Origin of the sequence: Mycobacterium sp., assembly GCF_049647605.1 — a bacterium.
Taxonomy (GTDB): domain Bacteria; phylum Actinomycetota; class Actinomycetes; order Mycobacteriales; family Mycobacteriaceae; genus Mycobacterium.
Map to the genome: position 1 here is coordinate 1 of NZ_JBARXZ010000188.1, position 21,522 is coordinate 21,522.

A 21,522-nucleotide genomic window follows, 5' to 3' on the forward strand; every position below is an offset into this window, starting at 1 on the left:
ACCACCACGCCGCCACCGACACCCTACGCCGAGCCACCACCGGAACCCGCCAACCACTACACTGACCGATGCTCACAGGTGGGGATTTTCAGCGAGCACAGCTGGGGACTTTCGATGAGCGCCGTCAACGACGCCGCGGATTGGACACTTGTGTATACGCGGGCCGCGTCGAAGATGACTTCTGGGTCGACGTCCTGTTCGGTCATGGCCACATCGCGGTGTTCAATTCCGCGACCCCGGTGTAATTCCGGTGCGCCTTCGCGGCGTTCTCCCGCAGTTCGGCGAGGGAGTCGCGCATCTTCTTGGCCGCCTCCATCCAACGAGCGTGATAGTCCATGTGGCCATCGGCGCCTTCCCCAAGCCACGAATCGTGGAGGGCTGCGATTTGTTGGTCGATGGCGAGTTCGATCTCGTCGGCGCGTTTGTTGAACGCCTCCAAGCGATCCGCAAATTCGGAGAGCTGTTCAAGGTTGACGGTGTAGCGGGTCATGAGTTCCGTCCGCTGCGGTATACGCCTCCTATGGCGTTCTGGGCATTGGTTTCATGTTCGACGAGCAGCGCGACGGACTGCCTGAGTAGCTCGGATTCTTCGGCCAGGATGGAGGCAACGACCTTGGCTCCGTCGTGCCAGTCGTTCCACGGGGGCTCGAAGGCGGATGCGGCTTTGCCGGTCCACTTCGCCGAGAGGTCATTCCAGTGTTGAACAATCTGCGCGAGTTCGTTTTCGAGCTGGTCAGCTTGGTCTGCGAGGCTGTCGGCGGTCGTGGCTAATGCTTCCAATTGAGCCTGCAGTATCGACGCCATGGTGCCCCCCGTGTCGTGTTCTTGTTAACGACGAGTGAAGCTGATCGGACGTAGCGCTGCAATTTACCCGTGAGAGCCGCCGCAGCCGGTTCACTGTCACCGGGTCGCACGCCAGCGCCGCCTCGTCAGCGATCAGACGAGTGAGCCGCTGGTAGTACCGCACCGGCGACAATCCCATCGCCCGGATCGCGTCTTCTTTCGCTCCTGCGGTCTTGAACCACTGGGCCTCGAGGTCGAGCATGGCGCGCTGCTCGTTGGTCAGGGTATCCACAGCCATCCGTCCTCCAGATGGTGCTCGAGCTCGGCGACCTCGAGCGGATCGAGCGTTGCCATGCGGGTCTCCAAGGTGGGGGTATCGACCCACAAGTGATCGGCCAGCTCACCGCGGTGACGCGTCCAACGGAGTCCGTCGACGAGTGCCGGCGTGGTGATGAGCCGGCGAGCGGAGATCTCATCGACGATGCGCTCTTCACGTTCGGCTGCCGCCGGGTCCGCGGGAACGAGACCGCGCTCGCGATGAACGAGCTCATGAGTGAGGGTGCAGCGCCGCTCGGCCTGCGTCATCGTCCGGCATAGCCAGATCTGGGCACCCCGCTGCAAACCCATGACGTGATCGGGTAACCGATGGCGACAGGACACCTCAACATGACCATGGTGATGCCTGAGAGTGCGCCACGGATGCCAAACGATGTCCAACCCCATGGCGTCCGAAGGTAGGGGAGAGGTCTGACAAGTCGTCGAATTACATTGGTGTTATTCCTTTTTGCGGCGACGTTTCTGTTCGCGCGACCTTGCTTCCGCCTTCTCGATGTTTTTGGCGAGCAACTCCGAGAGGGTGCTGCTGCGCTGTCGAAACCCCTCAATGACTTGTTCTAGTGCTCCCACGCCGTAGAAAGGCGTCTTGGCTGCCACGCTGTCAGCAACCTCCACCAAGACTGCCGACGCACAGCTGAGAACTTGAGGAATCGCCGTCTCGATGGCGAAGGTATCGAGGTCATCCTCGGGTGTGGCGGGCCGATCCCACTTGTAAATGACTGCTACATCGACAATGAGCGATCCGCGGGATACCTCGTCTGCGATTCGGATCCGTACGCCCAGATGTTCGGGCACTGAAATGAACATGGTCGAGAACTCGGCGTCGGCCACATTCTCGTCGAGATGGTTCTGGTGGTGATGCCGGCCGCTCTTCTCGTAGATGTGGAAGGACGCTTCCTTCACGCCTGGAAGGCTCATCTAGACGGTCGCCCAGTCTTCTAGTTCGGCGTCAGCGGTGTGGTCAGCAGACTGGCGCTTTTTTACCTTGATGTGCTTAACCCGTACTTTGAGGACGTCTTCGCTAAAGGGTTGCGGATCTGTTTCCTCGAAGTCGCTGACATGCGTCGTGATCGTTGCGCCGACTGCCGCCGCATACCGACGAATGGTCGAAAGGTGCGGGTCATCGCCGAGGCGCTCGAAGTTCGAAACCGCCGTCTTTGACCGGTTCATGCGGTCTGCCACGACATCCTGGCTGAGGTTCTTCGCTTTGCGCATCGAAACCAGGTCTTCCAGCATCTGATCATCGTTGCTGGCCAGGTGCTCGTGCAGCGGCATGAACGGGTCGTCGGCGAACGCTGCCTCAAACTGCTCTAGCGGGTTCATTCGTTAAGGTTAACCGTAACCTTCAGGAACGCAATGCCCAGTTACACAGGGAAGTTGTAGAGGTCACATCCGGTCGGATCAACTTGCGACGCGCGCAGCCTCGATAGCTCGATGTCGGTTTGCTGATCGGTGCCCACGTACTCGGGGTGGTGACTCTTCGCTCCGCCTCCCATGGCCCAGAGTTCTTCGGGGCACAGTGTCGGTTCGTTGAAGTAAATTCGATAGTGAATCATGGCTTGGTCAACGACGGGGTTGCTGTCGGTATCGAGGTATCTCACCTCGCCGATCTCATCATGCTTCAACTCTCCGACGATGCCGGAAGAGCTAGCACACGGGTACTCCCAATTGACGTCCTGAGCCGTACCGTCCGCTGCCCTTTTCAGCATCGTTTTCAGGCTTGCCCAGGTTTGGGCGTCAACGGAAATACGTTTCAGGTCCTCTATGAATGCTCCGTGGTACTTCCAGTTGCACTGTCGGATACCGATGCGGTCTGATTCCTGACGAGGCTGCCGGCTCACTCGGTGTGGTCTCCGTGATCCTGGTCCCCGTCGCCGGCGTCGCCCTGCTCCGACTGGCCCTTGCGATAACCGGGCTCGATGCGGGCAGCCAGGCCGAATTGCTCCGGATTGGCTTCGACCTGCGCCGCCATCTCGCGAAATCCGCCCTTGATCTCACGGAGGAACTCGCCAGATCCGGCCGCAGGGTCCAGAGTGTCTTGAGACGGTGGCACCAAATCCGCCATGGCATCCGTCACTCCGTCAACCGACGACACCTTCCCGCGTCGCAGCAGCTCGATGAATCGCTTGTTGAAGTCGCCCCAGTTCACTCCGTGCTCGCGCGCCCATTCTGCGGCATCCCAAACTGTGTGGTCGACGCCGAGACGAACGGTCTCGACCATCAGCGCTTCCTGTGCTTTTCCATCGAGACCGTCGGCCAGGCGGTCAACCCCAATCACTCCAACTACCGCTGCCTCCACTTGCCGTACGTACGCCAGAAAATCGGCGTCACCCTTCTCGACAGCGAGCTGCTGCCCATCCCAAACGATGTCAATCAACGGCTTCTCTACAGCGCCGCGCCGTGCCAGCACGGCGAGACGATCCCGCTCCGCATCGGCGCCACGAACTAGGTCCCACTGCTCCGGTGTTCGCTCATCCGGCGGCGTCCGCCTAGCCCGGAGTATCGAGAGCGTCCGGGAATCGCTAGTCACGTTCGATGCCTCGTTACGGCGCCGCGATTTAAGCAGTTCCGCCTCGATTGCGTCCGATGCTGCCAATTGCTCGGACGTCATCGACTCACGTTGGGTATGCATGCGCTCTTTGAACTCGGCGACGCCCACCATCTTGTAGATCGGCGCACCACCTGCGAGGACTCGATCGATGCTTCCGGGTTCCCACTTCAAGACTGTTTCGAGGGGTTGGCTGGTGCTCGCCCGAAAGTCTTTGTGCTTGCCGGCCTCTATAAGGCGCAAAGTTGCTGGAGAAGGTCCGTGGGCTTGCTGCACATCAGCTTGCGTGAGTTTGAGCTCCTTCCGTCGCGCCCGGATCAGGCGGCCGAGGCGTTCGGCTGGTTTCTCAGTCATGGCGCGAACCCTTCCATCGCGTTCCGTGACAGGTCTAGTCAAGGTTTGACAAGTCTAGCGCCAGGTCAGCGCCGAAAAACATAGTTACAAGGTTGTCATTCAGCACGTAAACTGGCGAAACTGGCGCTTTAATGTTGACAACAAGCGCTAGTTGTCTAAAGTTGTCGCTATGCCAGCGCTAGAACCGCTAGGTCCGATGATTCGGATTAAAGATCTTCGCCTCGCTCACGGGCTAAGTCAGTCAGAACTTGCGTCGAAAATTGCCGAGCAAGGCGTCGAAATCACTGACGCGGGGATCTCGAATGTGGAGAACGGCAACAAGAAGGCCAGCGATCGTTTGCTGATTGCGTGGTCGAAGGCACTTGGCCTGGATCCACTGATCGTCTGGCACGGACCCCTACGACCTCCAGTGATCCCGGTGCGCCCACCGCGCCAAGCCCCTCGTCCTACGGGTCGAGACCGGGGCTCCGCCGCGTGAGCGCCGACCTAACGCTTCCGAGTGCGCGTGCGAAGCGCGACGCCCTGGCCATCCACATTGATGTCATCGACAAGGTGGGCGTGCTTCGTTGCCTACCCGATGACGTGCACGTGACTACCGACATGCTGGCGGAGTTCTATGCCGTCAACGTGGAAGCAATTCGCTATCACGTCAAGGCGAACCGTGACGAACTCGACGAAGATGGCTACCGAGTCGTTGGGCGGTCTGAATTTGAAAGTGAGTTTGGCTCCCTCTCAAATCTGGACCCGCGGTCCCGCTCGGTCGGACTCTATCCGCGTCGCGCAGTTCTACGCATCGGGATGCTGCTCCGCGATTCCAACGTCGCACGCCAGGTTCGGGACTACCTCCTCAACGCCGAGGGCTCGTCGACGTTCCTAATACCGAAGACACTTCCAGCTGCTCTCCGCGCTTACGCGGACGAAGTTGAAGCTCACGAACTGACCAAAGCTCAGCGTGAAGCCGAGCGGCCGATGGTTGAGCGCGCCAAGACGCATGCCGCGGGATCGGGAACGAAGACGCGGCAGCAGTTCTTCCGAGAGGTCAAGCAGTGGGCTCAGGATGCACACGGCATCGCAGTCAAGCAGGCGCACGTGATGGCATTCCTTTCGACTTCGAAGCTCGGTCTCTTCGTCGGCGGAAATCGCACTGACACCGGGCATGCCACTTCGTGGGCCATTGAGAGGGGATATGCCCGCAACCCTGAGGGGACCGCAGACAACGGACACAACTTCATCCGACCTGTATTGACCCCGACCGGACAGGAATACGCCTGGGAACGCTGCGTCCGCTATATCGAAGCCAACGGAACGCTTGAGATTCCCCGTCGTATCGGCGGCGCAGCATGAGGCGTTCCTACTCGCTGGAAGAGGTTGCCGCCGCGCAGCTGCCTGACAGCTGGACAGATGGCGTCCGCTGGCTCGCCCGGCGCCTGAACCGCGGCGAGCTCAGCGGATTTCGCGTCGGCCGAGTCTGGCGGATGACCGATGGGGACGTCGATTTCCTGATCGAGAAGCACCGGAACCTTGATCGGCCTGCCATCGTCGTCCCGACACTGCCGCCGCCGTCCAGCGGTGTCGTGTCGTTCACCGACGGGCTGTCCGCTCGTTCACGTCGGCGGCTCGCTTCATGAGCGCCGGCGAGTGGGTCGCGGTCGGCATTCTGGTCGTGCTGTGCGTCGGTTGCGCTGCGGTGGCGGTTGTCGCGCAGGCTCGGCGTGAGCGCCGGATCGGCAGACGGTCATGAGCGCCGCACCAGTCGTCATAACCGAGAGCATCAGCAACCCCGGCGGTGCGCGGATTCTCCATACCGGCGAGGGCGAGCACCGCTTCACAGCGGTTCAGCACCCGGCGACGCGGTATCGCAGCGAGAGTTGGCACATCGTCGCCCGGATCGGTATGCCCGCGGCAGAGGTGTACTGCGAGGAAGCCGCCCGTGAGTGGCTGCAGTACCTCGCTTCGATGAGCGGTGCGATCGGCGGGCGGTCATGAGTGCCGGTAAGCCTTCACCTGCCGCCCGCCTCGTGCGTGTTGTGGCCGATGCCGCCGACCGCCTGGTGCAGATCGGTGTTTCGGTACCGGCGGCCCATCGCGCGCAGATGGCGTTCTTCGGGGTGACCGGGCAGGGATTCGAACACGAGTTTGAGCAGGCGCTCGTCGATTTCGAGGCCGCCAACGAGGTCCACGAACCCAAGACCTACGGTGTGCCGGACGCTCGTCGCGCCCGTCTCGACGGGTGGACCCTCTCGAATGCTGACGAGCCACCGACGTGGCCACCGCCACCAAGGCTGAAGAGCGCGCCAGCTCCGGGCGCGATGCAGGACATGGGTGCCCGTTGCACGGCGGCGGCTGAGATGTTCCCGCAACACACAACGACTTCCCCTGGTGCGGCGGGTGGTTCGCAGCAGCACGCCGCTGGGGTTGCAGGGGAAAGGGTCGGCGTCTCGGAGTCCATACCGGGCCGGGGCGCCGACCACTCCGACTCCGCCATCATCACCGCGCTGGCGAACCAGCTGCAGCTGTACCGCGATGGTGTGCCGTGCGACGCGAACCGCCGCGCCTATCTCGATGAGCTGATCCCCGAAGCGCGGGACCTCGCAAGCCAATTCGCCGCAGAAGGCGACTGAACGTGATCGGCCTCCCGCCATGCAGGGCGAGAGGCCGAAGACAACGGAACCAACTGGAAGGAAATCCCGATGTCAACCAGCAGTGTAGCTGCCCCCAGCCAGACGGCCAGGGCACAGCATCAGAACCTACTGACCGGCAACCTCAACCGGACACGTGACGCAGCCGAGCGCACCGTGGCGAAAGCCCAGCACGCTGTCACGGTGCTGAAGGCCAACCCCGCGAGCCGCCGCCACGACCTGGCGCTCCAACAGGAGTACCTCGACATCCTCCAGGCGCGCATCGATCGCCCGAACGCTTCGCTAGCCGAGATCGGCGGCGCGCTCGGCATGACGAAAGACCGGTACGCGTCGTCGCTGCGCCGCGCACTCCTCGCCGCAACCAGCATCGAACGGAAGGCGGCCGCAGCGTGAAGAACTGGAGATGGTGGCCAACGATGCCCACGCTGATCTTCGTCGGCATGGTCGGCCCCGGCCTGCTGGGCATGACCGCGGCGAAAGCCGACCCGGACACCGACGGTGACTTCATCGCCGCGATCACCGAACGCGGCTTCACCTTCCCCGACACCGCCACCGCGATCGGTGCGGCCGGCGAAGTGTGCGACTACCTCGACGCGGGTGACACCCACTACGAGACCGGCATCCAGGTCGCCGCCCTCACCGGCTTCGACATCACCACCGCCCTGTACTTCATCGGCGAATCCGTCACCGCGTACTGCCCGGAGCACACCATCGGCGGGCAGGTCCGCGCATGAAGTACTCCAAGACCGCGGCGCTGATCGTTCTGTCGTTCACGATCGGGTACGCACTGTTTGCTCTGGTCGGCGGCAACGTCACCGGGAGTCTCGTCGCGGCGTGCATCGCCACCGTGGCAGCGCTCGCGTGGCTGGTTCTCTCCGTCCAGGAGCAGCAGGCACGGATCCTGGACGCGCTGCCGACACCGGCGGAGGAGATGACCCCCGACTGGTTCGAGGGCACCCCCTACGCCGCGTACCGCGACGGCATCCTGCCCACGGTCACGACCGAGACCGTCCACAGTCCGGCCCGCGCCGCCGAGACCGTCGACGGCGGCCGCAAACCCCACTGGGACACCGACACGTGGGGAGCGCCGGAATGAAACAGCCCTGCCCGCACTGCAAACGGCACATCTCCCTCAATGGCGGCCGCTATGTCATACACAGCGTGGAACCGGGTTCCGGCGGCACCTGCCCACTGTCGTACCGCAAGCACCTCGACCCCGCCCGTCTGAACCCGGATGCCGCGTTCGAGCACCGCGCGAAGTTCGTCGCGCAGCTTTGGGCTCTTGGGGTGGCGGGGTGGGGTAGTAGTCCTCGTCCGGGAAGTAGCCGTCATCGTCGTCGTGCGTCGCCCCCATGGGTGGGGAGAGTAGCCGAGTCAGCCGCCGGTGTGTTCTAGATACACCTCGATCGCTGCTTCGGCGGCACGTTCCAGGCTGTCTCTGCCTTCAGGATCTTGCGCGCCGTGATCGTGCAGGTCGAAGTTGTCGCCGTAAAGCTCCCGGCACATTGCCTGGGTCGCAGCCACCACTGCGTGTGGGTCCATAGTGGTCTCCTCAGATCAGATCGGCGGGCGGCCAACGGCCGTGCACACCGCGGGGGTCGCCGGCGAGCACCAGGGCGTGCTGTTCGTCGGCGTCGGCTATCAGTGCGGCGTGCGCGGCCGCACACTGCTGGGCTGCGATCCGCATCCGATCCACCAGCTCCACTCCGCGGCGCCACGCAAGCACCACGACGACGGCGACCAGGATCCACTTCCAGTACACGCCGACCACCGCGATCGCCAGCAGAAGCACGACGAAGCCGGCCATCAGAGTGCTCCTGCCGCGGTGAGCACCTTGGCCGCAGCCTCCACCTGATCCCACCGCTCCCGGCTGCCGTCGTTGCGGTCGGGGTGCGCCGCGGCCCGGGCCCGCCGGTAGGTCTGCTGCATTGTGCTGAGGTCCAAGCCGTCGCCCTGGTCGCCGGCCAGCGACCGCAGGAAGCCGGCCGCAGCGTCAGCGGTGAACGTGTCCGACACCGCGCCGGGCGCCGGAAGCGCCTTCCAACCGGTGTACTGCTCATTGCCCGGGGTGATGCCGTACTGGTCGATCTTGCGGAGCGCCTCCAGGCCGAGTGCGATCGCGCGCAAGTTGTCCTGCCAGCGGTCGAACTTGTCAGACGGGAACGACAGCGGTCCCTTCGTCGACTCGACATTCAGAATCACCCCGGGGTGCGCTGGTACCGCGTTCGCGCGCGGCATGCCGTCGAGCCGGAAGTCCTGCTCACGCATCGCGATCTGCAGGACCGCCTTCGCATGTCCCGGCCCGGGCCAAGGTAGTACAGCTCCCGGTCCAAGGTCTCGAGCGTCGCCGACCACGGTGCCGAGAACTGCGACCGTTGCCGGTGGCGGGTCTCGGCTCGTGGCCACGCCAGGATGGGGCGAAGAGTCATGTTCGGCGGGTAATTCGTCATTGGCCGGCGCCGATCAGGCGTGGCCAGGTGGGGCTCAGGTCGTTTGATGAACTTTTCATCAGCTCTCCAGGTTTCGCCAGGTCGCAGGAGGTCACCGGCGGATCAGTGGTCTGCTATATCCGCAGGTCAGCGCCAGATCGCGTCTGAAGGCATCGGCTTCGATTCCCGGCAGCTCCACCAGAAAGAGCAAGAGAACCCCCCACAGTGTGGGGGGTTCTCCTTTTTCAACGTAATCTCATCGGGCGGCGTGCCCCGAGGATCACACCGGATACATCTCGGCCAGTACCCGATTGGCGATCGCCGCATGCCCGGTGTCGTTGACATGCACTCCGTCGGGGGTCACCATCGCAGGCACGATCACCGGGCTGGGCCGCAGCAGCGAGATGTACTGCCCGCCGATCCCGCGGACGGCTTCCCGCACCACCTGATCGAAGGCGTAGCGCTCGGGAGTGAGCGCATCCGGGAACGACGGCCCGACACCGATGATGCGGGCAAACGGCAGTCGGGAGCGGAGCTGGTCGAAGAATTGGTCGACGGCGGCGAACAGTGCGGGGGCATCCGAGGTGAGCAGGCCCTGGTCGTTCTGGCCACCGGAGACCACCACGATGGCGGGATTCATGGCGGCGACGGCGTCGAGCTGGCCGAAGTAGTTGGGTTTGTTCTCGAATGTCTTCAAGTAGCCGGTTCCGCCGAGGCCGAGGTTGGCTTCGATCCATCCCATTCGGCCGGCCACCAGCGATGTCCACCGGGTGCCGCTACTGGAGGCGCCGGCACCTTCGGCGTAGGAATCGCCGATGAAGGCGGCAACGGGGAAGGGACCGAGCTCGGCTGCGGCGGTGTCTGCCGAGTGTACTTGCGCGCCCGTCAACGCGGCGCAGATCAAGAGCGCGCCAAGCAATCTCAGGAGATTCATCGCGAGCATCATCGCAGATTGCGGGACCGTAACCGCTGGGCGCCACGACGTCACACAGCGGGACCCCAGCCTCACCACAGGGTTGATCCGGGAAGCGGGCGGTGCCAGTGTGGTGAACACCACCAGGGAGGGCCACATGTCAGCCAGGAAAGTGACGGTATTGCTTGCGGCGGTGATGTTGGTGCTCGCCGGGTGCGGCGGCGACGGAGCGGCGACGCCCACGTTGGTGGGGTCCTGTGAGGTGGTGTCCGCCGGGACAGCGGACCCCTCGGACACCGAATCCGCGCCCGCCGGAGAATCCGACACCAACCCCGAGGTCGCCACCGGTTATCGCCGCGACATGGCCGCGGTGCACACCGCGACCTTCGCCGTTGTCACCGCCAACCCGTTGGCCACCGAAGCTGCTTGTGATGTCCTGAGCGCCGGCGGTAACGCCGCCGACGCGCTGGTCACCGCGCAGGCGGTGCTCGGATTGGTCGAGCCGCAGTCGTCGGGCATCGGCGGCGGCGGCTTCCTGTTGTACTACGACGCGGCCACCCGGACTGTGCAGGCGTACGACGGGCGTGAGACCGCGCCGGCAGCTGCGACCGAGAACTACCTGCGCTGGATCGACGACGCCAATCGCAGCGAACCCCAACCGGATGCGCGCGGTTCGGGGCGCTCCATCGGGGTGCCCGGTGCGGTGCGACTACTGCAGGACGTCCACGACGAGCACGGCAGCATGGCCTGGCGAGCCCTTTTTGATCCAGCTATCACCTTGGCGGACAGTGGGTTTGGCATCAGCTCCCGGATGGCGGCCGCCATCGCCGACGCCGCGCCGCAGCTTCGGCTCGACTCCCAGGCGGGGCAGTACTTCCTCAACGCCGACGGTTCGGCCAAAACCGAGGGAACCCAGCTGACCAACCCGGCGTACGCAAAGACGTTGGGGGTCATCGCCACCGACGGGGCCGAAGGCTTCTACGGGGGCGCGGTCGCCGAAGCCATCGTGGCTGCCGCGGCGGACACCACGGGTGGCCGGACACCGAGCCTGATGACGGTCGAGGATCTCGCCGGCTACACCGCCAAGAAGCGCGACGCGCTGTGTACCAGCTACCGGGGAAAAGAGATCTGCGGGATGCCGCCGCCGTCCTCGGGAGGTATCGCCGTCGCTTCGACACTGGGGATCCTCGAGAACTTCCCGATGAACGAATACGGCCCCACCGACGTCGACCTCAATGGTGGTCGCCCGTCGGTGATGGGGGTGCACCTGGTCGCTGAGGCGGAGCGGCTGGCCTACGCCGACCGCGACAAGTACGTCGCCGACACCGACTTTGTACCCCTGCCGGCGGGCACATCGGAGACATTGCTGGGTAGTGAGTACCTGAAAGGGCGGGCGGCTCTGATCTCGCAGCAGCACTCCATGGGGGAGGCCCAGCCCGGCGACTTCGGTATTCCTGCCGCCCCGGGGCCCGCGGTACCCGAACACGGCACCAGCCACATCAGTGTCGTCGATGATCAGGGAAATGCCGCGTCGTTCACCACCACCGTGGAATCGGCGTTCGGATCGTTCCACATGGTCGACGGATTTCTGCTGAACAACCAGCTCACGGACTTCTCGGCGGAGCCGGTCGGCAAGGACGGCGCACCGGTGGCCAACCGGGTGCAGCCGGGCAAACGGCCACGCAGCTCGATGGCGCCCACGCTGGTGTTCGACCGGGCCGCCTCGGGTCGCGGGCCGCTGTATGCGGTGGTGGGTTCGCCGGGCGGCTCGGTCATCATTCAGTTTGTTGTCAAAACGCTTGTGTCGATGCTGGATTGGGATCTCGACGCCCAACAGGCGGTCTCGGCGGTGAACTTCGGGGCCGCGAACTCGCCGGCGACCAATGTCGGGGGAGAGCATCCTGACATCAACACCTCCGACAACGGGGCACATGACCCGCTGGTGCAGGGGCTGCGCGAACTCGGGCACGAAGTCGACCTCGATGACCAATCCAGCGGGCTGTCGGTGATCGTGCGCGGCGATCCGGGTTGGATCGGTGGCGCCGATCCGCGCCGCGAAGGTGTGGTGATGGGCGATACGACGTGAGTTGGGCGTCGGGCTGCGACACTGCCATGATGGGCGAATCGCAGGCTCCCGCAGTTACCGGGATCCACCACTTTTCCATCACTGTGACCGATATCGAAGCCAGCATCGTGTGGTATCAGCGGTTGCTGGGAGCCGATCGGATACCGGTCAAGTTCCCCCACTTCGGTTGCGAGGACACCGGTTACGGCGAGCTGCTGGTCGAGCCACGCTCCGGTGTCATCATCGGTCTGCACACCAATACCGGAAACGATGGCAGGCCGTTCGAGGAGGCCCGCACCGGACTCGATCACATCGCGTTGAACGTGGCGAACCGCCGGGATCTGCAGGCATGGATCGACTGGCTCGAGGAACTCGGGATCGAGCATTCCGGTATCCGCGAGGGGCAGGTGCCGTTCGAATTTGCCACCGTGGTCTTCCGCGATCCCGACAACATCCAACTCGAACTCTTTGTCAGCGGCTGACGCCCACTCCCACATTTCGAGCCACGGTTTAGCAGATCGGAATCGGTCAATCCCTGTCGGCGGACGGTTGACGTACGCGGCTCGAGTGTGAGCAGACGCAGGGAGGCTCAGGTGGCTGGCGAACACCAGGGGGCGGACAGGTTCGCTCCGGAAGAAGTGGCCCTGCGACCGCGGAATGTGCAGTTCGACTGGGGTGCCTGCCCGTTGCATTGGATCCCGGGTGACCCCTATGCCTCACATGCGGTGACCGCGTTGAACCTGTTCCTGCCGGTGGCGGAGCGCTGGTTCGCCACCTTGCTGTCGGACTCGCTGGCGTATGTCCGGGATGAGCGGCTGCGTGAGGAGATCATCGGCTTCATCGGTCAGGAGGCGGTGCACGCCAAGACCCACGACGACGTGCTGGTCGGATATCTGCGCCGGCACGGGATAGATCCGGAGCCGTTCACCCGGCAGCTCGAGTGGGTGGCGGGTCAGTATGAACAGCGGGTCGCCGGCGCCACACCAGCCAATCGGCGTAAGGCGCTGGCCTCGGGCACACACGCACTCAATGCCGCCGAACACTTCACCGGGATCCTCGGCGACTGGTCGCTGAACAACTCGTGGGACGACATGGGTGTCGATCCGACGCTCTGCGACCTGTACCGCTGGCACGGTGCCGAGGAGGTCGAGCACCGCCACGTCTCCTACAACGTGGCGAAGTACTTCGACATGGACCACCTCGCACAGGCCCTGGCCGGTGTGGTGGTCAGCGCCGTCTTCTTCGCGATGGTGTTGCGGGGCACAAAGTTCCTGGTCCGTGAGGACCCGGCCTTGCCGAACCTGGGATACCTGCGGCTGGCCTGGAAATTACGGGCCTCCGGCAAGCGCGGTGCGCTGCCGTCGGCCGGGTTTGTCATTCGGTCGGGGTTGCACCTACTGCGGCGTGACTACAACCCGGCTGACGAGGGCGACACCGCACAGGCGGTCGCCTACCTGGCGAGCTCGCCCGCGGCACGCGCAGTCCATGGCTGACGGCCGGCTGCTCCGGCGGGCGCGCGAGGTGTTGAGGCCGTACGGCGGTGAACCCCCGGAAAGCCTGTACCGCACCGGCTCACCGGACCTGCTGATCCGCATCGTGGGAACCGTGGTCCCACATTTCCTGTCAGTGGTGATGCGACTCGGCGGCGATGCCGAGCTGCCGGAACCGCCGGTGGTGCCCAACCGTCGGACGATGGTGGTGACGCGACGACGGCTGGTCGCCACCGACGACGACGTGGTGGAGCTGACGTTGGCGCCGCTCGATGGCGGGCCCGTGCACCGGTGGCATCCGGGCGCGCACATCGACGTCCAGCTGCCGTCGGGGCGTATCCGGCAGTACTCGCTGTGTGGTGAACCCGATGCGCGGCGGCAGTACCGGATTGCGGTGCGACGGATCGCCTGCGGCGGCGGCGGTTCGATCGAGATGCATTTGTTGGATGTCGGACACACCATTGACATCAGCGCCCCCCGTAACGCTTTCATGATGCCGTTGCCCGGATCGGCATCACGCACCGAGAAGGTGCACTTCATCGCCGGTGGCATCGGGATCACCCCGTTGCTGCCGATGGCGCGCCTGGCGGCCTCGCTCGGCGTGCCCTGGTCCATGTGTTACACCGGTCGGCACCGGGCCAGCATGCCGTTTCTCGACGAGCTGGAAGCGCTCGGTGGCGACGTCTGGATCCGCACCGACGCCGAGCATGGAATACCTTCGGCGGCAGAGCTTCTGGCCGGTAGCGAGGGCAATACTTCGGTGTTTGTCTGTGGGCCGCCGCCGATGATCGAGCTGGTGCGCCGGACGGTCGACGAGGCCACCGAGTTGCATGTCGAACGCTTCTCGCCGTTGCCGGTGGCCGACGGCGCTGTCTTCGACATGGAGCTTGTGCACACCGGGCAGGTGGTCCAGGTTGCCGGTGACCGGAGTGCGCTGGCGGCGCTGCGGGACGCCCGGCCGAACATCAGCTACTCCTGCCGGCAAGGTTTCTGCGGCACCTGTGTGCAACGGGTGATCGCCGGTGAGGTCGATCATCGCGACCACCTACTGACCGAGACGCAACGAAAGTCGGGTCAGATGCTGGTGTGCGTGTCCCGGGGCAACGGCCGGTTGGTTCTCGACGTGTGAGGCCCGGGTGCGCGGCAGTCGATAGGATGGCAAATACCGCGTGATCAGCTGGTCCGAGGAAGATGGCTACGGCAGGCCGGGCCTGAACAAATTCGAGGAACGAATTCATGCCGGCCAACAGGCTGACGATAGGTGCGCTGAGGGGTCCTGGTGCCCGGTTGTCTGCGCGTCGGCGGCTGTTCCTGATCATCGGCTTTCCCTTGGTCCTGCTGGCGACCCTGTACATCGCTGACCTGGTACTCACTTCCGGAAAGATCCCGAGGGGCGTCGCCGCGGCGGGTGTTTCGCTGGGTGGGCTGACGCCGGACGAAGCCGAACAGCGTCTGCGGGATGCGGTATCCGGGCGCGCCGACCAGCCGGTGCCGGTCACTGTCGGCGCGGTGCAAAGCGAGATCGATCCGACTTCGGTGGACCTGACGGCCGACTGGCGCGCCACCATCGATCAGGTCGACTCCCAGCCATGGAATCCGTTCACCCGATTCAGCTCGTTCTTCGTGACCACCCCGATCGCGGTGGTCACGTCCGTCGACGACAACGCTCTGACGGCAACACTGCGGGAACTCGGGAAAACCGTCGACACCGAACCTGTCGAGGGTTCGATCGATTTTGTCGGCGGAAAGCCCGTCTCGGCTGATCCCCAGACGGGTCAGCGGCTCGACGTCGCAGCTGCCGCCGATGCATTCATCGGTGGCTGGGCCTCCGGGGAGCCTGTCGCTCTGCCGCTTGTCGAGATCGCGCCGAGTACCTCGTCCGCCGACGTTCAGTCGGCGCTCGACGACATCGCCACCCCGGCGGTGTCCGGGCCGGTGACCGTCGACGGTGATGACGACATCCAGGCCGTCATCACCCCTGCGGTCATCGCGGCGGCGCTGAGCTTCAGCGTCGAGGACGGGCAACTGGTGCCGGAGATCAACACAACGCTGATCGCCGATCGGCTGCGACCCCAACTGGCCTCGTCCGAGGTTCCGCGCCGCGATGCCGGTATCGATTTTGCCGTGACCCCACCGGTGAAGGTGCCGTCGCAGGACGGCCGCCGAGTGGACTACGATGCCACCCTGGCGGATTTGCTCTCGGTGCTGACCAACACCGAGGACCGTGAGATCACCGCGGAGTACGTCGAAGAACCCGCCGAATTCACCACTGCCGAACTCGACGCGCTCGGCCCGATCGAGGTCATCGGCGAGTTCCAGACGGGTGGCTTCTCGGGTGACTCCGGGGTGAACATCCGGCGGGCGGCTGAACAGATCGACGGAATGGTCGTCGAGCCGGGGGAGACGTTCAGCCTCAACGAAGCGACCAACCCGCGCAATGCGGCGGCCGGATACGTCGAGGCCGGGGTCATCCTCAACGGTCGACCCGACCGCGGCGTCGGCGGGGGCGTCTCCCAGGTGGCCACCACCGTCTTCAACGCCGCGTACTTCGCCGGAATGGAAGACGTCGAGCACCACGAGCACAGCTACTACATCAGTCGCTATCCGGCCGGCCGGGAAGCGACGGTCTCCGGGGATGTCCTCGACGTCAAGTTCCGCAACGACGGTCCGACGGCGGTGCAGATCCAGACCGAGTGGACGTCGAGCTCGATCACGGTCCGGCTGGTGGGGATCAAACGCTATGAGGTGACCTCGGCCCAGAGTTCGCGCAGCGCCCCGACAAGCCCGCGGACCGTCACCATCCCAGCCGGTGAGTCGTGCAGCGCAAGTGGCGGAGCGTCGGGTTTCACGATCACCGACACCCGCACGCTGCGTGATATCGAGACCGGAGAAACCCGGACCGAGTCCCACACCGTCGTCTATGACCCGATTCCCCGAGTGGTGTGCGGGGTTGCGCCACCGGAAGACCCGACCGCCGAGACCTCCTCAACGGAGCCGACGCCGGCGCCTACTCCGGCCAACTGAACCCGGGAGACCGGCAGACGGCGGCCAGCGCCTCTTCTCCGGTGTCGGCGAACTGCACCAATTCGGCCAGCGGCACCGGCAGGAAGAGTTCGTCCTCCATGCGCCGCAGCTGAGTTGTCAATCCGTCGTAGAAGCCGCACGTGTTCAGTAGCACAACAGGTTTGGTGTGCAGGCGATGCTTTTTCTGCTCCAGGATTTCGGTGGCCTCATCGAGGGTGCCCAGCCCGCCGGCCATGACCACGATCGCATCGCAGCGGGCCAGCATCAGCGCCTTGCGCTGCGCCAGGTCGGGTGCAAACACCATCTCGTCGGCACCCTCGCGGGCCTTGTGCCGCAACAGTTCCACCGAGATACCGACCAGGCGACCCCCGGTCTGCTGGACCCCGTCGGCCACCACCTTCATCAGGCCGGTGTCGGAGCCACCCCACACCAGGGTGTGGCCGCCGCGGCCGATGGCCTCGCCGAACTCCCGGGCCGGTGTGGTGTAGCGCTCGTCGAGATCGGCCGCGGAAAGGAACACGCAGATGTTCACTCGGCGGTCCCGGCTCTGCGGGCGTTGGCACGACGCTTGCCCTCATGCATGGCCGCCACCCGGGCCACGGGGATGGTACGGCCATGCTCGATCAGGTCGACGGGAAGTTGTTGCGGGGCAGGCATGGTCGAGGACCACGGATCACCGCCGGCGAGCGCGTCGACAGCGGTGCGAACGGTGAAATCCGCCGGTGCGATCCGGTCCAGGTCCGACCACTGCACCGGGAAACTCACCGGAGTGCCGGGGCGTAGCCGCGGGCTGTAGGCGGCGGCCACAGTTGCGCCACCAGCGCGGGTGGCGTCGACGAACACCTTTCCCGCCCGGTCCTCGACGATGAACGCGGTGGTCGCGACCGTCGGGTCCAGGGCTTCGGTGCGCGCAGCGAGCGCGCGGGTCGCGGCCGCGACATCGTCGACCGGCACGTGGTCGTCGATCGGCACGAAGATGTGCACCCCGCGGGAGCCGCTGGTCTTGACCGCGCCCGTCAGCCCGCAGTCGGCCAGAGCTTGGCGCACCTGGAACGCGACAGCCACCACCGTCGCGAACTCCGCGCCGTCGGGCGGATCCAGATCCAGGATCAGGTGGGTGGGCCGATAGATGTCGGGAGCCAAACCCAGAGCCGGGTGGTACTCCACGGCGCGCTGATTGGCGAGCCACAGCAGGGTGCGGCGGTCGTTGCACAGCGCGTAATGGATCTCCCGGTGTGAGGTCTCGGCCCAGATCGGCACCGTCGGCACCCACTCGGGGGTGTACTTGGGGACGTTCTTCTGCATGAACGGCGCCCGGCCGCGCAGGGCCCGCAGCACGGTCAGCGGACGGCCGGCGAGCACCGGCACGATGCGGTCGGCGACCGCGTCCAGGTAATCCACGAGATCACGCTTGGTGGCGTCGGCGCCGGGGCCCAGAGGTTGATCCAGGTTGGTCAGCTCGACGCCGGCGCGTTGCTCCTCGGCGGGCATCACCCCACCCTACGGCGGCTGGCACCATGGACGGTATGACCGTTGTTCTGGCCATCAAATGTGCAAACGGAATCGTATTGGCTTCTGATTCTCAAATAACCGATCCGGGAAGGGGATTGACGTATCCGGCGCAGAAGCTGCACAGTCTCGGGACACATGCGGCCTGGGGTGGCAGCGGGGCACGCGCTGTTCTCTACGACGTCGAGCAGACCTTCGACGCCGATGCGGATGCGATCTTGGAGGCCAGGAACGTCGGGCATGCGCTGCAATCCCGGGTGCTGCCGATCTTCAAGCATCACTACCAGAACTTCATCGTCGACGTCCCGGGCGAGGAGAAGGCCGGGACACCGGCCACCTACGTGCTGACCGCCGGATATGTCGGCGATCAGCCGTTCATCATCGACATCGATCCCAACGGGCTCGTCGGGCATCACGAGGAAACGGGCTTCCAAGCAATCGGCAGTGGTGCTCCGCTGGCGCAGCAGGCACACGCGTTGCTGGCGCACTTCCGGATGACCGAACGTGACCTCGACTACGGCACCGTCGGGGCGCTGCGGGTTCTCGACGCGCTGGACGCCTCGTCTCCCAGCGTCGGTGGACCGATGGATATCTGCCGGTTGACCTCCGACGGTGCCACCCATCTGACGCCGGACGAGGTCGACGAGGTGCGCGCTCAGGTGAAACGGTGGGTCGAGCTGGAACATCATGCCCTCGATGGGTTGTTCGACTGATATTCGCGGCCTTGACGTCCCGTTGAGCGACTCTGAGGCCAACAACAGCTCCGCACGCGGTAACCTGCGGAGTGCAGCTGGTTTGTCTGCGGCATCGTGATGTCGTAGGCACCGAACGGCCACCCCCGGTAACGGGTGTGACGTGAGAGGGAACCCGGTGAGAATCCGGGACTGTCCCGCAGCGGTATGCAGGAACGACAGCCGTCACCGGCACTGGTGCGTGAGCACTGGGAAGCGACGGTCAGTAGGAGCATCCTCGGATGCGCGCCTGTGAGTCCGAAGACCTGCCAGCTGTGCCGGGCGCGCCGCGCCCGGCGGCGCATCGCCTCGCGGACTGGGCGTATGACCGACGCGGTGGCGACTTGGTGCGCAGGGCCGGTCGGTTGCACGTCCGAGGGTGGTGGGCACTCCGTCGTACCCATAAGGACCAGCTGTGTCACTCGTATCGTCTACTGCAAGACCCTTTTCCGCCACTGTTGCGGGGTCGCCGCGGATCGGCCCCAACCGTGAGCTCAAGCGCGCCACCGAGGGCTACTGGGCCGGGCGCATCAACCGCGCCAAGCTCGACGCCGTCGCCTCGGGGCTGAGGTTCTCCACCTGGGCGTCGCTGGCCGCCGCCGGCCTCGATTCGATCCCGGTCAACACCTTCTCCTACTACGACCAGATGCTGGACACCGCCGTTCTGCTAGGGGCGCTCCCGCCCCGGGTGTCCGGCGTGGCCGACGACCTGGATCGCTACTTCGCCGCGGCCCGCGGGACCGATGAGATCGCGCCGCTGGAGATGACCAAGTGGTTCGACACCAACTACCACTACATCGTTCCGGAGATCGGCCCGGACACCACTTTCACACTGGATCCGGCGAAGGTGCTCGGCGAGCTCAAGGAAGCGGCCTCTCAGGGTATCGCCGCGCGGCCGGTGATCATCGGGCCCGTCACGTTCCTGGCGTTGAGCAAGGCGGTCGACGGCGCCGGAGCCCCGATCGAGCGGCTCGACGACCTGGTGCCGCTGTACGCCGACCTGCTCGGCAAGCTGGCCGACGCCGGAGCCGAGTGGGTTCAGATAGATGAGCCGGTACTGGTGACCGACATCCTCGACAATCCGGGTGCTCCGGCGCAGCGCGTGTACCAGGCGCTGGGCGAGTTGACCAAGCGGCCGGCGATCTTCCTCGCCACCTACTTCGGCTCGCTCGACGGCGTGCTGCCGGTGCTGGCCCGGACCCCGGTCGAGGCGATCGGCATCGACCTGGTGGCCGGTAGCGGTCATGCGGTGGCAGCGGTTCCCGAGCTCGCCGACAAGCTGGTGGTTGCCGGTGTGGTCGACGGGCGCAACATCTGGGCCACCGATCTGGAAGCCGCGCTGAGTACGTTGACGACGCTGGTGGGATCGGCGGCTGCTGTCGCCGTGTCCACGTCGTGCTCGACGCTGCACGTGCCGTACTCGCTGGCGCCCGAGACCGGCCTGGACGACGCGCTGCGCAGCTGGCTGGCGTTCGGCGCCGAGAAGGTCGGCGAGGTGGCGACTCTGGCCACGGCTCTGCGCAGTGGCCGCGACGCCGTGGCGGAGGCCTTTGCCGCGTCGTCGGCGGCGGTGGCGTCCCGCAAGTCCGATCCGCGGCTGCACAACGCCCACATCCGGGCATTGCTGGACACCGTGCTGGCTGCCGGCGTGCACCGTGGAGATCCGAAGGCCCGCAGGGAAAGCCAGAACGCCAGGCTGAAGCTGCCGGTGCTGCCCACCACGACCATCGGTTCCTACCCGCAGACCTCGGAGATCCGTAAGGCGCGGGCGGCGCTGCGTGACGGTGCGATCGACGAGGCCGAGTACGTGCGCCGGATGAAGTCCGAAATCACTGCGGTGGTTGCGCTGCAGGAAGAGTTGGGCATCGACGTGCTGGTGCATGGCGAACCCGAGCGCAACGACATGGTGCAGTACTTCGCCGAACAGCTCGACGGGTTCTTCGCCACGGCCAACGGCTGGGTGCAGTCCTACGGAACTCGTTGCGTCCGGCCGCCGATCCTGTTCGGTGACGTGGTACGGCCGCGGCCGATGACGGTCGAATGGGCCACCTATGCACAATCGTTGACGGACAAGCCGATGAAGGGCATGCTCACCGGTCCGGTCACCATCCTGGCGTGGTCGTTTGTCCGCGATGACCAGCCGTTGGCCGATACCGCCAACCAGATCGCGTTGGCGATCCGGGACGAGACGGTGGATCTGCAGGCGGCGGGTATCGCGATCATCCAGGTCGACGAGCCGGCGCTGCGTGAGCTGCTTCCGTTGCGCACCAGCGACAAAGGCGAGTACCTGCGGTGGGCGGTTGGTGCTTTCCGGCTGTCGACCTCGGGTGTCACCGATGCCACGCAGATCCACACCCACCTGTGCTACTCCGAGTTCGGTGAGGTGATCGGGGCGATCGCCGACCTCGATGCCGACGTCACCTCGATCGAAGCGGCCCGCTCGCACATGGAGGTGCTCGACGACCTCAACGCCATCGGGTTCGGCAACAGCGTGGGCCCGGGCGTCTACGACATCCACTCACCCCGGGTGCCGAGCACCGAGGAGATGGCTGAGGCGCTGCGTGCCGCGGTGAAAGCTGTTCCCGCCGAACGTCTGTGGGTCAACCCCGACTGCGGGCTCAAGACCCGTAAGACCGACGAGGTGACGGCCTCGCTGCGCAACATGGTGGCGGCGGCCCGGGCCGTGCGCGCCGGGCAGTAA

At 65.2% G+C, this 21,522-nt stretch carries 29 protein-coding genes and 1 riboswitch; of the genes, 15 read left to right on the forward strand and 14 right to left on the reverse strand.

Annotation, left to right across the window (positions count from 1 at the left end; translation table 11 throughout):
- Positions 1 to 202: 202 nt before the first annotated feature.
- The 8 genes from WBB07_RS23950 to WBB07_RS23985 all read right to left on the reverse strand — a co-directional run bounded on the left by WBB07_RS23950 (position 203) and on the right by WBB07_RS23985 (position 4,021).
- Positions 203 to 490, reverse strand: coding sequence for a WXG100 family type VII secretion target (locus WBB07_RS23950; RefSeq protein ID WP_526311253.1), 288 nt, complete (start codon positions 488 to 490; stop codon positions 203 to 205).
- Positions 487 to 804: a WXG100 family type VII secretion target gene (locus WBB07_RS23955; protein ID WP_526311255.1), complete on the reverse strand. Its 318-nt coding sequence runs from the start codon at positions 802 to 804 to the stop codon at positions 487 to 489. The genes WBB07_RS23950 and WBB07_RS23955 overlap by 4 nt, the downstream gene beginning before the upstream one ends.
- On the reverse strand, positions 734 to 1,081 hold the full coding sequence (locus WBB07_RS23960; protein WP_526311257.1) for a DUF3263 domain-containing protein: 348 nt from the start codon (positions 1,079 to 1,081) through the stop codon (positions 734 to 736). The genes WBB07_RS23955 and WBB07_RS23960 overlap by 71 nt, the downstream gene beginning before the upstream one ends.
- Positions 1,063 to 1,410: a hypothetical protein gene (locus WBB07_RS23965; RefSeq protein WP_526311259.1), complete on the reverse strand. Its 348-nt coding sequence runs from the start codon at positions 1,408 to 1,410 to the stop codon at positions 1,063 to 1,065. The genes WBB07_RS23960 and WBB07_RS23965 overlap by 19 nt, the downstream gene beginning before the upstream one ends.
- A gap of 147 nt (positions 1,411 to 1,557) precedes the next feature.
- The gene (locus WBB07_RS23970) at positions 1,558 to 2,022 is read right to left on the reverse strand and encodes a hypothetical protein (RefSeq protein WP_526311261.1); all 465 of its coding nucleotides are present in this window, start codon (positions 2,020 to 2,022) and stop codon (positions 1,558 to 1,560) included.
- A gap of 15 nt (positions 2,023 to 2,037) precedes the next feature.
- The gene (gene relB / locus WBB07_RS23975) at positions 2,038 to 2,442 is read right to left on the reverse strand and encodes a type II toxin-antitoxin system RelB family anti-toxin (RefSeq protein WP_526311263.1); all 405 of its coding nucleotides are present in this window, start codon (positions 2,440 to 2,442) and stop codon (positions 2,038 to 2,040) included.
- A gap of 41 nt (positions 2,443 to 2,483) precedes the next feature.
- On the reverse strand, positions 2,484 to 2,960 hold the full coding sequence (locus WBB07_RS23980; protein WP_526311265.1) for a hypothetical protein: 477 nt from the start codon (positions 2,958 to 2,960) through the stop codon (positions 2,484 to 2,486).
- Positions 2,957 to 4,021 carry a helix-turn-helix domain-containing protein gene (locus WBB07_RS23985; protein WP_526311267.1) on the reverse strand — a complete coding sequence of 355 codons (1,065 nt, stop codon included), beginning with the start codon at positions 4,019 to 4,021 and terminating at the stop codon, positions 2,957 to 2,959. Before WBB07_RS23985 ends, WBB07_RS23980 begins: the two co-directional genes overlap by 4 nt.
- A 196-nt stretch (positions 4,022 to 4,217) precedes the next feature.
- On the opposite strand from WBB07_RS23985, the gene WBB07_RS23990 reads away from it, so the two are divergent.
- The 8 genes from WBB07_RS23990 (at position 4,218) to WBB07_RS24025 (ending at position 7,756) form a co-directional block, all read left to right on the forward strand.
- Complete coding sequence (locus WBB07_RS23990) at positions 4,218 to 4,499, forward strand: helix-turn-helix domain-containing protein (RefSeq protein ID WP_526311354.1); 282 nt, start codon at positions 4,218 to 4,220, stop codon at positions 4,497 to 4,499.
- On the forward strand, positions 4,496 to 5,365 hold the full coding sequence (locus tag WBB07_RS23995; RefSeq protein ID WP_526311269.1) for a phage antirepressor KilAC domain-containing protein: 870 nt from the start codon (positions 4,496 to 4,498) through the stop codon (positions 5,363 to 5,365). Before WBB07_RS23990 ends, WBB07_RS23995 begins: the two co-directional genes overlap by 4 nt.
- Positions 5,362 to 5,649, forward strand: coding sequence for a helix-turn-helix domain-containing protein (locus WBB07_RS24000; protein WP_526311271.1), 288 nt, complete (start codon positions 5,362 to 5,364; stop codon positions 5,647 to 5,649). Before WBB07_RS23995 ends, WBB07_RS24000 begins: the two co-directional genes overlap by 4 nt.
- Positions 5,650 to 5,758: 109 nt before the next feature.
- Positions 5,759 to 6,007 (forward strand): hypothetical protein, encoded by a 249-nt coding sequence (locus tag WBB07_RS24005; protein ID WP_526311273.1) that lies wholly within the window; start codon positions 5,759 to 5,761, stop codon positions 6,005 to 6,007.
- Positions 6,004 to 6,642: a hypothetical protein gene (locus tag WBB07_RS24010; protein ID WP_526311275.1), complete on the forward strand. Its 639-nt coding sequence runs from the start codon at positions 6,004 to 6,006 to the stop codon at positions 6,640 to 6,642. The genes WBB07_RS24005 and WBB07_RS24010 overlap by 4 nt, the downstream gene beginning before the upstream one ends.
- Before the next feature lie 69 nt (positions 6,643 to 6,711).
- Positions 6,712 to 7,053: a hypothetical protein gene (locus tag WBB07_RS24015; RefSeq protein WP_526311277.1), complete on the forward strand. Its 342-nt coding sequence runs from the start codon at positions 6,712 to 6,714 to the stop codon at positions 7,051 to 7,053.
- Between the two features lie 23 nt (positions 7,054 to 7,076).
- Entirely contained in the window at positions 7,077 to 7,394 is a 318-nt protein-coding gene (locus WBB07_RS24020; protein ID WP_526311279.1) for a DUF732 domain-containing protein, read from the forward strand.
- A complete protein-coding gene (locus tag WBB07_RS24025; protein ID WP_526311281.1) occupies positions 7,391 to 7,756 on the forward strand; it encodes a hypothetical protein in 366 nt (121 codons plus the stop codon). The genes WBB07_RS24020 and WBB07_RS24025 overlap by 4 nt, the downstream gene beginning before the upstream one ends.
- A gap of 278 nt (positions 7,757 to 8,034) precedes the next feature.
- Here WBB07_RS24025 and WBB07_RS24030 read toward each other — a convergent pair whose 3' ends face one another.
- The 4 genes from WBB07_RS24030 to WBB07_RS24045 form a co-directional block, all read right to left on the reverse strand.
- Positions 8,035 to 8,202, reverse strand: coding sequence for a hypothetical protein (locus WBB07_RS24030; protein ID WP_526311283.1), 168 nt, complete (start codon positions 8,200 to 8,202; stop codon positions 8,035 to 8,037).
- Between the two features lie 10 nt (positions 8,203 to 8,212).
- Positions 8,213 to 8,467, reverse strand: coding sequence for a hypothetical protein (locus WBB07_RS24035; protein WP_526311284.1), 255 nt, complete (start codon positions 8,465 to 8,467; stop codon positions 8,213 to 8,215).
- The gene (locus WBB07_RS24040) at positions 8,467 to 9,066 is read right to left on the reverse strand and encodes a molecular chaperone DnaJ (protein ID WP_526311286.1); all 600 of its coding nucleotides are present in this window, start codon (positions 9,064 to 9,066) and stop codon (positions 8,467 to 8,469) included. Before WBB07_RS24040 ends, WBB07_RS24035 begins: the two co-directional genes overlap by 1 nt.
- A gap of 303 nt (positions 9,067 to 9,369) precedes the next feature.
- A complete protein-coding gene (locus WBB07_RS24045) occupies positions 9,370 to 10,023 on the reverse strand; it encodes an SGNH/GDSL hydrolase family protein (protein ID WP_526311288.1) in 654 nt (217 codons plus the stop codon).
- Positions 10,024 to 10,159: 136 nt separating this feature from the next.
- On the opposite strand from WBB07_RS24045, the gene ggt reads away from it, so the two are divergent.
- The 5 genes from ggt (at position 10,160) to WBB07_RS24070 (ending at position 16,581) form a co-directional block, all read left to right on the forward strand.
- Positions 10,160 to 12,088 carry a gamma-glutamyltransferase gene (ggt, locus tag WBB07_RS24050; RefSeq protein ID WP_526311290.1) on the forward strand — a complete coding sequence of 643 codons (1,929 nt, stop codon included), beginning with the start codon at positions 10,160 to 10,162 and terminating at the stop codon, positions 12,086 to 12,088.
- Positions 12,089 to 12,114: 26 nt separating this feature from the next.
- Positions 12,115 to 12,549, forward strand: a complete 435-nt coding sequence (locus WBB07_RS24055; RefSeq protein WP_526311356.1) for a VOC family protein — start codon at positions 12,115 to 12,117, stop codon at positions 12,547 to 12,549.
- Positions 12,550 to 12,660: 111 nt separating this feature from the next.
- A complete protein-coding gene (locus WBB07_RS24060) occupies positions 12,661 to 13,560 on the forward strand; it encodes a metal-dependent hydrolase (protein ID WP_526311292.1) in 900 nt (299 codons plus the stop codon).
- Positions 13,553 to 14,686 (forward strand): PDR/VanB family oxidoreductase, encoded by a 1,134-nt coding sequence (locus WBB07_RS24065; protein WP_526311294.1) that lies wholly within the window; start codon positions 13,553 to 13,555, stop codon positions 14,684 to 14,686. Before WBB07_RS24060 ends, WBB07_RS24065 begins: the two co-directional genes overlap by 8 nt.
- Positions 14,687 to 14,793: 107 nt before the next feature.
- On the forward strand, positions 14,794 to 16,581 hold the full coding sequence (locus WBB07_RS24070; protein WP_526311296.1) for a VanW family protein: 1,788 nt from the start codon (positions 14,794 to 14,796) through the stop codon (positions 16,579 to 16,581).
- Here the strand turns inward: WBB07_RS24070 and WBB07_RS24075 are convergent.
- Together WBB07_RS24075 and WBB07_RS24080 are read right to left on the reverse strand one after the other, a co-directional pair.
- On the reverse strand, positions 16,565 to 17,113 hold the full coding sequence (locus WBB07_RS24075) for an LOG family protein (protein ID WP_526311298.1): 549 nt from the start codon (positions 17,111 to 17,113) through the stop codon (positions 16,565 to 16,567). The genes WBB07_RS24070 and WBB07_RS24075 overlap by 17 nt on opposite strands.
- A complete protein-coding gene (locus WBB07_RS24080) occupies positions 17,110 to 18,072 on the reverse strand; it encodes a DNA polymerase domain-containing protein (protein WP_526311300.1) in 963 nt (320 codons plus the stop codon). Before WBB07_RS24080 ends, WBB07_RS24075 begins: the two co-directional genes overlap by 4 nt.
- A gap of 35 nt (positions 18,073 to 18,107) precedes the next feature.
- On the opposite strand from WBB07_RS24080, the gene WBB07_RS24085 reads away from it, so the two are divergent.
- Positions 18,108 to 18,803, forward strand: a complete 696-nt coding sequence (locus WBB07_RS24085; protein ID WP_526311302.1) for a proteasome protein — start codon at positions 18,108 to 18,110, stop codon at positions 18,801 to 18,803.
- A gap of 99 nt (positions 18,804 to 18,902) precedes the next feature.
- A riboswitch (cobalamin riboswitch) is annotated at positions 18,903 to 19,109 on the forward strand.
- A gap of 127 nt (positions 19,110 to 19,236) precedes the next feature.
- Entirely contained in the window at positions 19,237 to 21,522 is a 2,286-nt protein-coding gene (gene metE / locus WBB07_RS24090) for a 5-methyltetrahydropteroyltriglutamate--homocysteine S-methyltransferase (protein WP_526311304.1), read from the forward strand.